The sequence below is a fragment of the Streptomyces sp. AM 2-1-1 genome (assembly GCF_029167645.1).
GTDB lineage: Bacteria > Actinomycetota > Actinomycetes > Streptomycetales > Streptomycetaceae > Streptomyces.
On the sequence record NZ_CP119147.1, the window covers coordinates 6,944,907 to 6,960,340 of the forward strand.

Sequence of the window (15,434 nt, forward strand, 5' to 3'; positions counted from 1 at the left end):
GTGACACAGCGGAGTGGGGCCCGTAAGGGGTTCGGCAACACTCGTCGCGTTCTTGCGCCTGACATATGCCAGCGGCTGACACCACGGCCCCTGACTCGAACAACCCTTCGTGGAAACGGCGTTGGTCCGACGGGGGAACGAGCCGGCGGCATCTCCGGGTGGGTTTTCCGCTCTCCGGCGGGGGATTCCCGAATCCTCCGGGCCGCACGGAGAGGGCGGGAATGTCCTGCGGGTCGCTCGTGTTCCACCAGCAGAATGAAAACGACATCCATCCCGGACAAGGGAATGGCGTCGCCCATCGGAGGAGGATTCATGGCACGCGGTGATCTCAGGCCGGTCGTCACCCTCCGGTCCACGGCGGGGACCGGGCAGAGCTACGTCACGCGGAAGAACCGCCGCAACGACCCGGATCGGCTGGAGCTGCGGAAGTTCGACCCGGTGGCGGGCCGCCACGTGATCTTCCGGGAAGCCCGCTGAACCGTTCGGCCCGGCGTCCCCCGGCGGCCGGCCCGATCCCGGCGCCCGGCGTTCGTCCCCCGGGGCCGGCCGGCCCCGTACCGAGAAATGGACCCAGGAAGGAACATCCCGCATGAAGCAGCACATCCACCCGGCCACCCGTTCCGTCGTCTTCCGTGACAAGGGTGCCGGGGTCGCCTTCCTGACCCGGTCGACCGCCGACCCGGCCGACCGGGTGGAGTGGGAGGACGGACGGAGCTACCCGGTCGTCGATGTCGAGACCTCGTCCGCGAGCCACCCGTTCTACACCGGCACCCGGCAGGTGCGGGACACGGCGGGCCGGATCGACCGCTTCCACCGCCGCTACGGCGACATCGCGGCCGGACGCTGACGAGTCGCCCCGGGGCTCCGGCACCGGGGCCCGCCCGTCCGACGTGTGCCCCGGATCACATCGGGGGCGCGGGAGTCCGGGAACAGGGACGGGTGGTTTATCGTTCACCTATACGTGGTGCGAGGGGGACAGTGTCCCCGGGCCTCACCTTTCGCCCACGGGGAAGATCGTTCGGCTGAAGCCCCGTGGAGCAACCCGCCGAGAGGCGACCGCCCCTCGCACCCCGTGAACGGCCCCGGCCGGATTCCCCCGATCCGACCGGGGCTTTCTCCTGTCCGCGGCCGGGCGCGACGGCGAACGCGGCCGCCGGCTCCCTCAGCGGCGCGACCGTGCGAGCCGCCCCGACGCCTCCAGTACCAGCGCTCCCAGCGCGGCCACCACCGCCACGGACGCGGCTCCCGGCGGCCACCAGCGCGCCGCGAGGGCGGCGAGCGCCGCGCCGGCGACCACCGCGGCCAGTCGCCCGCACACCCGGAGGTCGCCCCGGGCCGGGCGGCCGAGGGCCAGCCGTCCCGACAGGGAGGTCAGGGTGCCGGTGAAGTAGTTGGTCGGGGTCACCCGGATCATCCCCTGGATCCCCATGGCGACCGCCACGACGGCGAGCAGCTCCGTCCGGTCCCGGACCGACGTGACGAGACCCAGCCCCCACGCCGTCGCCGCCACACCCAGCAGGACCACCTCGGCGAGGAGCAGGGCCGCCACCGGCCACTCCCACCGCCGCGCCATCAGCGCTCCGCACCCGGCCCCGGCCATGTACGACACCAGCGCGGCACAGACACTGGGCGCGGAACCCTCCTCGCCGGCCCCTGCCGCCGAAGCGCCCAGCAGGACGAGATTCCCGGTCATCACCCCCGCGAAGACCTGCCCGGCGCAGAGGAAGACGAACGCGTCGGCCGCGCCGGAGGCCGCCGAGAGCAGGAGCAGGGCCCCGGCGACTCGCCCGGTCGGGGTGTCATCGGACGGCCGTTCCGGCGGCGCGGGGGAGGAGAGGGAGGAAGGAGGCACCCGGGCATTCTCGGTGCGCCGGTGCCGGGACACGGCGCACTCCCGCACCCTGGCGCGCCGGGACGCCGTGCACTCCCGCACCCTGGCGCGCCGGGACGCCGTGCACTCGCACACCCGGGCGTGCCGGGAGGCGGCGGCGCTCGCGCCCGGGCGTGCCGGGGCGCGGGCTCACGGCGCGCGGTCCGGGCGCGTCCCGGGGCGAGCCGCCGGTGCGCGTACGGACCGCGGGTGGGCGGGGCGGGTCACCCCGCGGCGCGGGGGACCACCGTGGAGAGGACGTCGGTGAGCGCGTGCCAGTCCGCGGAGACGATGCTGGCGTGCCGCCCCGCGAGGAGGCCGAGCCGGTCCAGGGCCTGGGCGGGCGTCGGGTTGGTGCCGTCGATGGCCGGCGCCACGTTGTGCGCGTCCGTCATCAGCACCAGATAACGGTTGCGGGCGTACCACGCGGTGTCGATGGAGCCGCCCGCGTACGCGGAGGCGTCACCGTCGAAGATCACGAACCACGGCCGGAGGGAAGCGTCGGCGTACCGGGTACGGGGGTCGCCGGCCTGCGCCGTGTGGACGGCCGGGAAGGCCGACGCCTCGCGCAGTCTGCCCGCCGCGGCGAGGTCGCGCAGCCGGGTGGCGTACTCGCGGTCGGTCCACAGGGTGTCGAGCGGATTGCCCTCCTCCACGGTGCCCGGGATCAGCTCCACCAGGAAGCGGCCCGCCAGGGCGTCGCGCGTGGGCCAGCCACCCGCGGTGACGGCCTCGTCGAGAGTGGCGTGCGAGCCGGCCAGGTCGGCCGGGCGGTAGAGCGCGTCGCCCAGTTTCGCCGTGAGCAGCGCGTCCAGGTCGGCCGGGCCCCGCCCGCTCGTACCGAGGAAACCGTCCTTGAGCTCGACCTTCAGCACCACGGGCCGGTGCCCGGGGTGGGCATCGTGCCAGGCACGGATGTCGGAGAGGCAACCGGAGAGGTTCTGGTTGCGCGGCCTGCTGCGCAACTGGCCGGCGTTGGCCGCGTTCTCGCAGTTGTTGTCGTTGGCGACCGGGTTGCCGTGGGAGACCCGCCACGAGCTGCCGAAGACGTTGGTCCACACGTCGAGTTCGAGCATCGCCGCCCCGGAGTCGAGCGCGTCGGCGAAGTAGGTGTACGTCGACTTCTCGTAGGCGTTGTGCACCCCGACGCCCGTCGTCGCTCCGTACGAGCTGCCGCCCTGGCCCGTGGCGGACTGGGCGCTGCCGGCCGAGACGGCCACGCAGAACAACCCGGCCGCGGCGGTGGCCGCCCACCGGCGCCATCCCTGCTTCATGGATCCTCACCCTCACCCACGTCGTCAAGGTTGATGCGAACGCGTCAACCGGAAGCACGATAGGAGGTGCGGGTGACCGGCAGGGGTACGCGAACCGGCCGTTCGGGGAGCAGGGGGCGGCCCGGGGGAGCCACCCCGGGCCGCCCCGGGTCCCGGGCGCGGGGCGGGCGGGTCAGACCGTCTCGTCGAGGCCGCTCGCGTAGTGCTCGACGGCGGTGCGGTAGCGCCGCACCGACGGGTCCTCGCTCGTCGTCGCGACGACCCGCAGCAGGAGCTCCATCGCCTCGTGGTGCTCGCCGGTGTTGTAGAGCGCCATCGCCAGGAACGTCCGCAGTGCGCCGTCGGCCGGGAACTCCGCCACTCCCCGGCGCAGTACCTCCACGGCCTGCCCGTATCTGCCGAGCACCCGGTACGTGCTGCCGAGACCGATGAGCGCGCCCAGGCGGTCCTCGTCGCCGAGCTTCCCCGCCGACAGCGCGCGTTCGTAGTACGGGACGGCTTCCGCCTCCAGGCCGAGAACGTCGTGCGCCCACGCGGTCTGGTAGGCGATCTCCGCGTCCTCGGGGAACTCCGCGGTCAGCGTGAGCAACCGTTCCCGGGCCTCTTCGGGGCGGCCTTCGGTGCGCAGCCGTACGGCGCCGGCCAGCAGTTCGTCCTTCGTGGCTGAGGTCATGGCGCCATGATTCCAGGCGCCGGGAAGCCCTCCTCGCGCGCCCCGGCGGGGTCCGTTCCGGGCGGGTCGCGCAGGCGTCCCCGACGACCCGGGGCACGACGTGGCCGTACGGGGGTGTGGCCCGACCGTGGCGGGGCATCTGACGGCCATGACCGCTGACGCGAACCGCACTGTGCAAAAGAGAAGTTGGGCGCACACGCTGCTGCGCGCCGGCATTCTGGTGATTGCTTTCCTGGGCCTCGTCGCCTTTTCCGTCGTTTTGGCCAAGGTGACGCTCACGCCGTCGCCCGCCTCCGCGGGGATCGCACATTCGAACATGACGCCGGGGCGTTCGCTCCGGCAGTACGCCGAGGACTACACCTTCCTCGCGGCCTGCAAGCAGGCGGGCGGGAACATCCTGCTCGGCGCTCCGTTCGGTGTGCTGCTGCCGGTGCTCGTACCGCGCCGGCTCCGGATGCTCCGCATGATCCTGCTGACCGGTGTGGTCATGGTGGTCGTGGAGCTGGCCCAGGGCGCCGTCGTCGAGGGCAGGGCCTTCGACATCGACGACGTCATCCTCAACACCACCGGCGCGCTGCTCGGTTACCTGCTCGTGGGGCGCCGGATCAGCCACCACTACCACGCCTTCGCGACGGTCAGGACCGAGCCGGCCGCTCCGGTCGCCGAGGACATCTCCGACAGCCGGTACGCCGGACGCTCCGCCCGGAACAAGGGGCTGCGGGCGAAGGTGGCGGCGGCCTCCTCACGGCTGGGCGGGGACCGGACCCCGAAGGCGCGGGCCGACGTTCCGGCGACGCGCTCGGCCAAGGCTCCGGTGGCCGCCCGGACCTCCGCGAAGGAGCCCGTGGCCGCCGGGAGTGACGGAGCGGCGCGGCCCGCGGGCGGGCGCACGCTGCTGGAAAGGCTCCGCAACCGCTGACCGGCACGGTAGGGCGTCCGGTCAGCGGTGACCGCGGCGTGCAGGGGTGCCGCGGAGCGGGCGGGTCGTGCGCGCGGACCGTGCCGGGCCCGTCCGCCGGGTCCGGCACGATCCGCGCCGCACTGCTGTGGTGCCGTACTCCGGGTGCCGTACCCGTGGTGCCGTACGGCTCGATCTCCCTCCGCCGGCAGGGCGCCGGAGGGAGACCCGGTCAGAGCGCCGGGTAGGCGTTCTTCATGAGCTCCTGGAACTGCGCGGAGAACCACTGCCCCGAGATCGGGGCGTTCGGCAGCGCGCCGGAGAGGCTGTTGCCGTTACGTGCGTTGCCCGTGTAGGTCGGGTCGCACATCCGGTCGAATCCCTTGCCCTCGTCGTTCGGGATCGCCGAGCTGGAGCCGTCCGACTCCCCCGGGGGCTTCATCCAGACGTACGCGTCGATCCCCGGCTCCGGAGAGGCCTTCGGCCGCTCGCCGAGACCCGCACCGGCCTGGTTGCACCAGTTGCCCATGTGGATGCGGCGGTCGACTCGGCCGCCGTCGACGTAGGTGTCCACGCTCGTGGACGCGCCCGCGGCGGTCGGACGGGCCGTGCCGCCCCAGCCGTTGCGGGACGTGTCGATCAGCATGCCGATCCTGGAGTCGAAGCCGACCGAGACCAGCTTGTCGCGGAACCCCTGGGCGAAGGAGAGTTCGTCCGTGTACCGGTTCCAGTCGACCCACTTCGACTGGCGGACGGACGTGCCGTTCACCGAGTCGTTGATGGTGAAGAAGGGCTCCTTGAGAGCGCTGTAGTTGGCCGTGTTGGTGATGAAGCCCTGGACGTCGGCGACCGTGGCGCCCTCGGCCGTCGCGGCGGCCTTGAAGGTGTCGGCGGAGGGGCCGAGGTTGTCGTCCCAGCCGATCCACCCGTGGTGGCCGGCGTCGATGTAGTTGTAGACGTTGGGCACGTCGCCGAGCTTGTTCAGCGCGTAGCCGACGCCCTTGACGTAGTTGCCGTTCGCCTTCATCACGTCGCAGTTCGGGGTGGCGGTCGGGCGCCCCGAGGTGTTGGTGACCAGGTTGGGCAGGGAGTCGATCTCCACGGTGGTGACGATGCGCAGGCCGGCGTACTTCGGGTCGGCCAGGATCGCCTTGATCGGGTCGATGTACTCGGTCTTGTAGCGGCCGAGGTCGTTCGGGCCGAGCTCACCGTTGGAGGCGAGAGCGGCGCAGTCGCGGCCGGGGAGGTTGTAGATCACGAGCTGCACGACCATCTCGCCGCTGCCCTTCTGGGCCAGCGCGGCGTCGAGGTGGTCGCGCAGGCCCATGGAGCTGCCCGCGCCCTCGATCGCGGCGGTGCGGTCGAGCCACACACCGGTGGGCTGGTTCGCGACGCGGCTGCCGCCCGGCTCCGCCGCTGCCTTCGCGGACCACTCCGGGTTCACGTAGACCTTGGCCCCGGCGTACGGGTTGTCGACGCGGGAGCCCGCGGGGGTGCCCGGGTCGGTCGGATCCGTCGGGTCGGTCGGGTCCGTGGGGTCGGTGGGGTCGACGGCGCCGGCGTTGCAGGTGACACCGTTCAGCTTGAAGGCGGCGGGAACCGCGCTGTTGCCGTTGCCGGACGCGTTGAAGCCGAAGGAGGCCGAAGCGCCGGTCGCCAGCGCCCCGTTGTACGAGACGTTCTTGACGGTCACGGCCGACCCGGTCTGGCTGACCGCCGCGTTCCAGCCCTGGCCGATCTGCTCGGAACCGGCGAAGGACCACTCCAGCTGCCAGGAGGAGACCGCGGCGCTATTGTTGGTCACCGTCACCGCGGCGGTGAGTCCGCCGTTCCACTGGTTCTGGATCTTGTAGTCCACCGAACACGCCGGGGCGGCGGCGGCCGAGGCCGAGAAGGGGCCGGCGGCGGTCCCGGCGGCGGCGACGAGGGCCGCTGCGGCGAGAAGCGCGGTCCGTGATCGGTACATCGGTGTGCGGCTCATGCGAGGTCATTTCCTTCTGTTCGAGGGCGAGCGGGTGATCCCGCAGCCCGATTCCGTACATGGGGGGTGTGGTCGTGGTCGCCGGCCGGGGACGGATCCGGGAAACCGGTCCGGGCCTCCGGGTCCGCCCGAGAAGGGCGGTTCCGAACGGCCCCCGGTCACCCGCTGCCCGCGGCAGGGCAGGGCAGGGCGTGGCTGGTTCCCACCCGGCCCCGGCGATGCGGAAGGGGCTCGGGTGACGGTCAACCGGAGGTGAGTGCCGATGCTTCTCGACCGGGCAGGTGTCGAAGCGGTACCCGTGCCACGCCCGGCGGAGTTCTCCGCCCGGTCACGGCCGGCGGGTGAGAGGCGGGGCCGGGCCGCCGGAGCGCGGGTTCACCGGCCGGAGCGGCCGCCGCGCCCTCGGGAACGCCCACCGGGTCCCTCGGGTCCGGTGCGCGGGCGGCGTGCCGCCCTATGCCCCGGAGGAATTACCGGTGCGCTCGCGATTTCTGGTCAAGCATTGTTCCCCCCGGGTTTTCGGCGGTATTCGGTCGATGCACCGCATACCGTGACGGCGGCGACGCAATTGTTTCTCGCGGGGCGCGGATGGATGGGTCAAGGACAGTCGTCACTCCTCGTCCGGACAATTGCGGATGGTGTTGAGCGTGCCGACGTTCCCCTCCGGGATGCGCGGACGGACACGTCGTCGACAGGGCCGTCGGGCACGCCACTGGTCGGTCGGCGTACCGGACATCGCTTCCCCTGCTGCCGGATGGAAACCGCCCGCTCCGCTCGCGCCCGGAACGGGCGAAGCGTCGTGGGTGGTGGCCGCGATGGCGGCCCGCCGGCCGCCATGTCCGGGCTTCGACCCGGCCGTTTCCCGGTGGGCCGGGAGATCGGGCCGAGTGGTCCAACCATGCGGCCGCACCATCCGGTTGGCTGTCCGGAAGCCGGTGGGCACCCGGACGGCGAAGGAGCGGCGAACCGTGCGGAACGGGGTGACCCGCACGCCGCGGTCCGCGGTGGGACCGGCCCTGGCGCGATCTGTTCCGAAGAGCAGCCACACCACGTGCCGGATGCGAACGGGAAGCGGAAGGTGTCGCACGAGCGACTCCTGCCAGACCGGAAGTGCCCCCTACGGCACTGCGGTCGATGGAACCGCTCCCACTGGTCGGCATGACGTTAGAGCGTCAACTGATCTCGGTCAACAGGCCAGTTCTGAACTGGATCAATCGAATTTATTCGACTCTTCACCTCTCTTGACGGGGATTTTCCACTTCCTCATGCTGGGAGCGCTCCCACTGGTTCAAGGCTTGTGCTCGATTCCGCACACCCCCCGCATGACCCCCATCATCGTCAGAGCCGCGAGGAGGAACCCGCGCATGGCAACGGGACGCGCCCGCAGTACGTGGGCACCAGGAAGACCCGGGAGAACCCGGGCAAGTGGAGTGCGGTCGCGCCGGCTGTGGACCGCCCTCGCGACGGCATTCCTTCTCCCCACCGGGATGACCGCGATGGCCGGAACCCAGGCACAGGCGGCCTCCGTCCAGTGCAGTGTCGACTACAAGGCCAATGACTGGGGTTCGGGCTACACCGCCGAACTCACCCTCACCAACCGCGGTACCGCCGCCCTGGACGGCTGGACCCTCACCTACCAGCAGACGGGCAACCAGCAGCTGACGAACGGGTGGAACGGCACCTGGTCGCAGGCGGGCAAGGCCGTCACCGTCAAGAACGCCGCCTGGAACGGCACCATCGCCGCCGGGGCGGCCACCTCCACGGGCGCCCAGTTCACCTACAGCGGCACCAACGCGGCTCCCACCACCTTCGCGGTCAACGGCACCACCTGTGCCGGCGCCCACCAGCCTCCGATCGCCCTCCTCACCAGCCCGGCGGCCGGTTCCGTCTTCACCGCGGGCGACGCCGTCCCCCTGGCCGCCACCGCGGCCGCCGCGGACGGCGCCCGGATCAGCAAGGTCGAGTTCTACGACGACACCACGCTGCTGGGTACGGACACCACCTCGCCCTACACCTACAGCGCCACCGGCCTGACCGCGGGCGGCCACTCCGTCTACGCCCGTGCCTACGACAGCCTGGGCGCCTCGGCGGAATCGACGCCGGCCGGCATCACGGTCGTCTCCGGACCGGCGCTCGTCGCCACGCCGACCCAACTCGGCGTCCAGCAGGGCAAGTCGGGCACCTTCAACGTGTCGCTCTCGACCAAGCCCACCTCCAACGTCACGGTCACCGTGGCCCGGACCGCCGGGAACACGGGTCTGAGCGTCAGTAGCGGGGCGAGCCTGACCTTCACCCCGTCCAACTGGTCCACCGCGCAGAAGGTGACCATCGCGGCCAACGCGACCGGCACCGGCGCCGCGACCTTCACCGTGACGGCCCCCGGCCACGCCGCCACCGCCGTCACCGCCACCGAGCTGGCAGCCACCAAGGAGTACGACGGGCGCTTCCTCGACCTCTACGGAAAGATCACCGACCCGGCCAACGGCTACTTCTCACCCGAGGGCATCCCCTACCACTCGGTCGAGACCCTGATCGTCGAAGCCCCCGACCAGGGCCACGAGACGACCTCGGAGGCGTACAGCTACCTGATCTGGCTCCAGGCGATGTACGGCAAGATCACCGGCGACTGGACCAAGTTCAACGGTGCGTGGGGCACCATGGAGAAGTACATGATCCCCACCCACGCCGACCAGCCGACGAACTCGTACTACAACGCGTCGAAGCCCGCCACCTACGCGCCCGAGCACGCCGAACCCTCGCAGTACCCGGCCGTACTCGACGGCTCCGCCGCCTCCGGCCAGGACCCCATCGCCGGTGAGCTCAAGACCGCCTACGGCACCGACGACATCTACGGGATGCACTGGATCCAGGACGTCGACAACACCTACGGCTACGGCAACACCCCCGGCGGCACCTGCAGCGGCGGCCCGACCAAGTCCGGCCCGTCCTACATCAACACCTTCCAGCGCGGCGCCCAGGAATCCGTCTGGGAGACCGTCACCCACCCGACCTGCGACAACTTCACGTACGGCGGGAAGAACGGCTACCTGGACCTGTTCACCGGAGACTCCTCCTACGCCAAGCAGTGGAAGTTCACCAACGCCCCCGACGCCGACGCCCGCGCGGTCCAGGCCGCCTACTGGGCCGACGTCTGGGCCGGCGAGCAGGGCAAGAAGAGCGAGGTCTCCGCCACCGTCGCCAAGGCCGCGAAGATGGGTGACTACCTCCGCTACGCCATGTTCGACAAGTACTTCAAAAAGATCGGCAACTGCGTCGGTCCGACCACCTGCCCCGCCGGCACCGGCAAGGACAGCTCCCACTACCTGATGTCCTGGTACTACGCCTGGGGCGGCGCCACCGACACCTCGGCCGGCTGGGCCTGGCGCATCGGCTCCAGCCACGCGCACGGCGGCTACCAGAACCCGATGGCCGCGTACGCGCTGAGTTCGGTCGCCGACCTCAAGCCGAAGTCGGCCACCGGAGCGCAGGACTGGGCGAAGAGCCTCGACCGGCAACTGGAGTTCTACCGCTGGCTCCAGTCCGACGAGGGCGCCATCGCGGGCGGCGCCACCAACAGCTGGAACGGCAGCTACGCCCAGGCCCCGGCCGGAACCCCCACCTTCTACGGGATGTACTACGACGAGAAGCCCGTCTACCACGACCCGCCGTCCAACCAGTGGTTCGGCTTCCAGGCGTGGTCGATGGAGCGCGTCGCCGAGTACTACCACGAGTCGGGCGACGCGGACGCCAAGGCCGTGCTCGACAAGTGGGTCGACTGGGCGCTGTCCGAGACGACCGTCAACCCGGACGGCACCTACCAGGTTCCCTCCACCCTCCAGTGGACGGGGGCGCCCGACACCTGGAACGCGTCGGCCCCCGGCGCCAACGCGGCTCTCCACGTCACCGTCGCCGACTACACCAACGACGTCGGTGTCACCGGTGCCTACGCCCGCACCCTGACCTACTACGCCGCCAAGTCCGGTGACGCGGAGGCCAAGGCCACGGCGAAGGCGCTCCTCGACGGCATGTGGGACCACTACCAGGACGACGCCGGCATCGCCGTGCCGGAGACCCGCGCCGACTACAACCGCTTCGACGACCCGGTCTACGTCCCCAGCGGCTGGACCGGCAAGATGCCGAACGGCGAGACGGTCGACAACAAGTCCACGTTCCTGTCGATCCGTTCCTTCTACAAGGACGACCCGGAGTGGCCGAAGGTGCAGGCCTACCTGGACGGCGGAGCCGCCCCGGTCTTCACCTACCACCGGTTCTGGGCCCAGTCCGACATCGCACTCGCCCTGGGAGCGTATTCCGATCTCCTGGAGTGAGTGACCGAGCAGGCGGAGGTGCGGGTTGAACGGGACGCCCCGCACCTCTGCCGTTCCACCCCCCGGCGGGCCCGCCCCGGCCCGCCGGGGACACCCGTTCGGACCCCGGCGTATTGCCCGGCCGGCGCCCCGGGCAGGGTGGCGGTGACGTCTGCCTCTCGGTCGCGGCCACCGTCATGGCCGTCGTCGGCTGGTTCGCGACCCTAGGGATGATCACCGCGCTGGTCGTCGAAGGGCTCGCCGTCACCGGCTGGTTCGGCCTCTCCTGCGTGTGGTGGCTCGTCACCCTCGTCCTCGGCCGCATGCCGGAGCCCCTGTGCGAAGCGACCGCCGCGACCCTGCGCGCCACCAGGTGCGGTTCACGCCCGCGCCTCGACTCACCCCGCCCACCCTCAGGGCCTCGTCGGCGACGACGGCCTCGCCCCGGTCCGTACGCCAGCGGATCGGCGACCCGTCCCTTGCCGGTGGGCCGGCCGCGAGCCACGTGGGTGGCGACCCGGCCGACCGCGGGGCATGATCGCCCGATGACATGGACAGCACCTGAGGCGATACGCCCCGCCGGCTCTCTCAACGCCCCGAGCGCGAAACACTGACCGGGTTTCTCCACTTCTACCGCGCCGGGCTGCTGCGCACATGCGCGGGGCTGACCGGTGAGCAACTGGCGGGACGGACCACCGCCCCCTCCCGCCTGAGCCTGCTCGGCCTCGTGCGTCACCTGGCCAAGGTCGAACGCACCTGGTTCCGCGAACGGTTCGCCGGCCAGGACCTGCCGCCGATGTACGACCCGGCGAAGGGCAAGGACGCGGACTTCGAGGATCTCGTGCCCGAGCGTGCCGAGGAGGACTACGCCCGCCTGCTGGAGGAGATCCGGCTCGCGGACGAGGTGGCCGCCGCCGCTTCGCTCGACGACACCTTCGTCCACGGGGGCGAGGTGTACTCACTTCGGCTGATCCATGTCCACCTGATCGCGGAGTACGCCCGGCACGCGGGCCACGCCGACCTGCTGCGGGAACGGCTGGACGGGGCGACCGGATTCTGAAACGCCCGCTGCTCGTCCACGACTCAGCGCGAAAAAGGGTCAGTTGGAGGAGCGGGGGAGGAGTGAACCGTCGCGTACGGGTCAAACGAACGGCATGACGGCCACCACGGAACCAGACAGCACCGAGCGGCGCGGGACAGAGCCCGCCCGTCTGGCCGCGAAGAAGCGGGGATGGGTCAAGCCCCTCGGCATCTGCGCCGCGGTCCTGGCTCTCCTCTTCGCGGGCACCCGGCTCAGCCTCGTGCCGGGCCTGGGCGACATCTTCGGAGAGCGGACCAACGACCGCTCGGGGCCCGCGGTGCTCAAGTCGATCCAGGACATGAGCGCGTACGAGGCCGCCTCCGGGAACTTCCAGGTCGTCGTCGATCTGGAGAAGGACGCCAAGTTCCTCCCGGACGCGGTCCGCGGGACGCGCACCCTGTACGTCGGGGCGGGCACGGTCGGCGCCTCCGTCGACCTCGGCAAGGTCGGTGAGGACGGGGTGATCGTCAACGACGACCGGACCGAGGCCACGCTCACCCTGCCGCACGCGGTTCTCGGCAAGCCCGCACTCGACCCCGACCGGTCCTACTCGGTCTCCAAGCAGCGCGGTCTGCTGGACCGACTCGGGGACTTCTTCTCCGACAACCCGGGCAGCGAGCAGGCGGTCAACAAGCTCGCCGCCCAGCACATCGGGGAGGCGGCGAAGGAGAGCGGCCTCACGGCCCGGGCGGAGAAGAACACCGCGAACATGCTCAAGGGCCTCCTGGGGTCGCTCGGGTTCACCAAGGTCACGGTGAACTACGCCATGCCCCAGGGGTCGTAGCACCCACGGCCGGCAGGCCCGCGCCCCCGCTCCCCGCGACCTCTCCACCACGATCAAGGGGAACGGGGGCGCTGTCCTCTCCCGCTGTCCGTTCGATCGCCCGCCGGGCCGCATCAGTGTCACGACGGAGAATCCGTGATGCCGATGCGGCCCGGCGGCACGCCCGCCACAGTGGAGAGATGAATACCTCAGATCTGCTGACCGATGCCTTCGGCCGGGTCCGGGAAGCGGTGCACGCGGCCGCCGAAGGACTCTCCGCCGACCGACTCAACGCCCGGACCGACGAGGGGGCCAACTCCATCGCCTGGCTGCTGTGGCACCTGACCCGGATCCAGGACGACCACGTGGCGGACGCCTCGGGCGGTGAACAGGTCTGGTTCACCGACGGCTGGGCCGACCGGTTCGACCTCCCCTTCGACCGGGCCGCGACCGGCTACGGACACACCGGCAAGGAGGTCGGCGCCGTGCGGGTCGCCTCGGCCGATCTCCTGCTCGGCTACTACGACGCCGTGCACGAGCGCACCCTGAGCTTCGTCGGCGGCCTCACCGACGACGCGCTCGAACGCATCGTCGACGAGGCGTGGTCGCCGCCGGTCACCCTCGGTGTCCGGCTCGTCAGCGTGGTGGCCGACGACCTCCAGCACGCCGGACAGGCCGCCTTCGTACGCGGGGCGCTCGAACGCGCCTGAGCCCGCCGTCGGCTGCGCACAGGGCGGGAGAGCCCAGGTCAGCGCGGTGTGCGGCTCCGGATCCGCACACCGGTGCGAGCCCGGGACGGCGGTGCCATACTCGAAAGCAGCCAGTAGGCAGGCTTGGCATTGTCGAAAGGCGAGACGTCATGAACTGGGCATCGTGGACAACCAGTGGCGTCTTCGCGGGAGCCGGCGGAGTGAGCACCGCCGAGGTGGGCATCGTGACCGGGGATCTGACCGTGCACACGACGTGGTCGGACGAGCAGGCGGCCGTGGCCGTGCAGTTCAGCGGATCCTCCGATTGGTTCACCATGGCGGGCAGCCCCGTTCCGTGCTTCTCCGAAGAGGAGAGCCGCACCTTCCACCAATCCGTCGTCGAGGCCGTGCGCGCGGGCGCGGGAGCGACGGTTCCCTCACCCCGGTGCGCACCGGCTCCCGCGCCACCCTCGATCGCGTAGCGGCGCCGAGCGCCACAGCCCCGTGCCGTGACGGCGACGCCGCCGGGAGGGAGGGATCCCGGTCCTCGCGGTACTAGAGTTGCTCACGCACCCGAACCGGACAGGTACGGGGAGTGAGTGCGGGGCGAGGAGCGGTGCGATGACAGGGACGGACGTCTTGCGAAGGAAACGGGGACGACGGGCGCAGCCGAAGAAGCAGCGGCCCTACTGGGTGGAGATCCCGCTGCTGGTGATCGTCGCCCTCTGCCTCGCACTCCTCATCAAGACCTTCCTGGTGCAGGCGTTCTCCATCCCCTCCGAGTCCATGCAGAACACCCTGCAGAAGGGCGACCGGGTACTGGTCGACAAGCTGACGCCCTGGTTCGGTTCCGGACCCGAGCGCGGCGAGGTCGTCGTCTTCCACGACCCCGACGGCTGGCTGAACGGTGTCGACGCGGAGCCGCCCAACCCGGCGCAGCAGGTGCTGACCTTCGTGGGGCTGATGCCTTCGACGGAGGAGAAGGACCTGATCAAGCGCGTGATCGGGGTGGGCGGTGACACCGTCCAGTGTTCCGGTACCGGTCCGCTCCTCCTCAACGGGAAGGCACTCGACGAGCCGTTCGTCTATCCCGGTAACACCGCCTGCAGCCCGGAGGGGGACGGAGAGTTCAAGGTGACCGTCCCCGAGGGAAAGATCTGGGTGATGGGCGACCACCGCCAGGCGTCCGCCGACTCCCGCTACCACCGGAACGACAAGAACGACGGCATGGTCCCCGTGGACAAGGTGGTGGGACGGGCGGTCGTGGTCGCCTGGCCGGTGAGCCGCTGGGCGACCCTGCCGATTCCGGCCACCTTCGACCAGCCGGGCATCGCGGCAGCCTCGGTCCCGGGAGGGCTCGCACTCGCCGGTACGCTCCCCGTCGTCCTGCTCCGCAGGCGCCGGGAGGGGGCCCTGGACGCACCGGGTCAGACGGAGTCCCCGAAACGCAGGACGTAACGCCGCTGCCAGGGGGTCTCCACGGCGCGGGGGTCGTAGCGCTCCCGCACGAACGCGACGGCCGCCGCCGGCGGGACCCCGTCCAGCACCGCGAGGCACGCCAGGGCCGTGCCCGTACGCCCCCGGCCGCCTGCGCAGGCGACCTCGACCCGCTCGACGGCGGCCCGGTCCCACACCTCCGCCAGCAGCGACCGGGCGGCGTCCCGGTCGGCGGAAAGCCGGAAGTCGGGCCAGCGCAGCCAGCGCGACTCCCATGCCACCGGACCGGGGTCGCGGCCCAGCAGGTGTACGGAGAAGTCCGGCGCGGGCCCCTCGGGCACCGGCCGCCTCAGTCCCCGCCCCCGGACGCGCCGCCCGGAGGGCAGGCACAGCACCCCCGGGGCGGCCACGTCCCACGTCTCGTTCATACCCGCACCCTACGGCGGTCCCGCGCGCCGGCG

General features: G+C 71.4%; 13 protein-coding genes and 2 pseudogenes. 10 read left to right on the forward strand and 5 right to left on the reverse strand.

Annotation, left to right across the window (positions count from 1 at the left end):
* Window positions 1-312: 312 nt before the first annotated feature.
* Window positions 313-477 (forward strand): 50S ribosomal protein L33, encoded by a 165-nt coding sequence (gene rpmG, locus PZB77_RS29995; RefSeq protein ID WP_275495764.1) that lies wholly within the window; start codon window positions 313-315, stop codon window positions 475-477.
* Between the two features lie 112 nt (window positions 478-589).
* Entirely contained in the window at window positions 590-847 is a 258-nt protein-coding gene (locus PZB77_RS30000) for a type B 50S ribosomal protein L31 (RefSeq protein WP_275495765.1), read from the forward strand.
* Between the two features lie 315 nt (window positions 848-1,162).
* On the opposite strand, the gene PZB77_RS30005 is transcribed toward PZB77_RS30000, so the two are convergent.
* From PZB77_RS30005 to PZB77_RS30015, 3 genes are all read right to left on the reverse strand, one after another.
* Window positions 1,163-1,852 carry a YoaK family protein gene (locus PZB77_RS30005; protein ID WP_275495766.1) on the reverse strand — a complete coding sequence of 230 codons (690 nt, stop codon included), beginning with the start codon at window positions 1,850-1,852 and terminating at the stop codon, window positions 1,163-1,165.
* Window positions 1,853-2,094: 242 nt separating this feature from the next.
* A complete protein-coding gene (locus PZB77_RS30010; protein ID WP_275495767.1) occupies window positions 2,095-3,144 on the reverse strand; it encodes a phosphatidylinositol-specific phospholipase C domain-containing protein in 1,050 nt (349 codons plus the stop codon).
* Window positions 3,145-3,316: 172 nt separating this feature from the next.
* Window positions 3,317-3,817, reverse strand: a complete 501-nt coding sequence (locus PZB77_RS30015) for a tetratricopeptide repeat protein (RefSeq protein WP_275495768.1) — start codon at window positions 3,815-3,817, stop codon at window positions 3,317-3,319.
* A 148-nt stretch (window positions 3,818-3,965) separates the two neighbouring features.
* Between PZB77_RS30015 and PZB77_RS30020 the strand changes: the two genes are divergently transcribed.
* Complete coding sequence (locus PZB77_RS30020) at window positions 3,966-4,736, forward strand: VanZ family protein (RefSeq protein ID WP_275495769.1); 771 nt, start codon at window positions 3,966-3,968, stop codon at window positions 4,734-4,736.
* Between the two features lie 211 nt (window positions 4,737-4,947).
* Here the strand turns inward: PZB77_RS30020 and PZB77_RS30025 are convergent, their stop codons facing one another.
* Window positions 4,948-6,681 carry a glycoside hydrolase family 6 protein gene (locus tag PZB77_RS30025; protein WP_275496281.1) on the reverse strand — a complete coding sequence of 578 codons (1,734 nt, stop codon included), beginning with the start codon at window positions 6,679-6,681 and terminating at the stop codon, window positions 4,948-4,950.
* Window positions 6,682-8,183: 1,502 nt separating this feature from the next.
* On the opposite strand from PZB77_RS30025, the gene PZB77_RS30030 reads away from it, so the two are divergent.
* From PZB77_RS30030 to lepB, 7 genes and pseudogenes are all read left to right on the forward strand, one after another.
* Window positions 8,184-11,024: a glycoside hydrolase family 48 protein gene (locus PZB77_RS30030; protein ID WP_275495770.1), complete on the forward strand. Its 2,841-nt coding sequence runs from the start codon at window positions 8,184-8,186 to the stop codon at window positions 11,022-11,024.
* Between the two features lie 209 nt (window positions 11,025-11,233).
* Window positions 11,234-11,305 (forward strand): annotated as a pseudogene (locus PZB77_RS31325) (hypothetical protein); the annotation flags it as partial.
* A gap of 243 nt (window positions 11,306-11,548) precedes the next feature.
* Window positions 11,549-12,063: pseudogene (locus PZB77_RS30040) on the forward strand (DinB family protein).
* 94 nt (window positions 12,064-12,157) lie between these two features.
* Window positions 12,158-12,868: a DUF4230 domain-containing protein gene (locus PZB77_RS30045; RefSeq protein WP_275495771.1), complete on the forward strand. Its 711-nt coding sequence runs from the start codon at window positions 12,158-12,160 to the stop codon at window positions 12,866-12,868.
* A 179-nt stretch (window positions 12,869-13,047) separates the two neighbouring features.
* Complete coding sequence (locus tag PZB77_RS30050) at window positions 13,048-13,557, forward strand: DUF664 domain-containing protein (protein ID WP_275495772.1); 510 nt, start codon at window positions 13,048-13,050, stop codon at window positions 13,555-13,557.
* Between the two features lie 149 nt (window positions 13,558-13,706).
* The gene (locus PZB77_RS30055; protein ID WP_275495773.1) at window positions 13,707-14,018 is read left to right on the forward strand and encodes a hypothetical protein; all 312 of its coding nucleotides are present in this window, start codon (window positions 13,707-13,709) and stop codon (window positions 14,016-14,018) included.
* Between the two features lie 139 nt (window positions 14,019-14,157).
* On the forward strand, window positions 14,158-14,994 hold the full coding sequence (lepB, locus tag PZB77_RS30060; RefSeq protein WP_275495774.1) for a signal peptidase I: 837 nt from the start codon (window positions 14,158-14,160) through the stop codon (window positions 14,992-14,994).
* Here lepB and PZB77_RS30065 read toward each other — a convergent pair.
* Window positions 14,964-15,401 (reverse strand): protein phosphatase, encoded by a 438-nt coding sequence (locus PZB77_RS30065; RefSeq protein ID WP_275495775.1) that lies wholly within the window; start codon window positions 15,399-15,401, stop codon window positions 14,964-14,966. The genes lepB and PZB77_RS30065 overlap by 31 nt on opposite strands.
* Window positions 15,402-15,434: the final 33 nt, after the last annotated feature.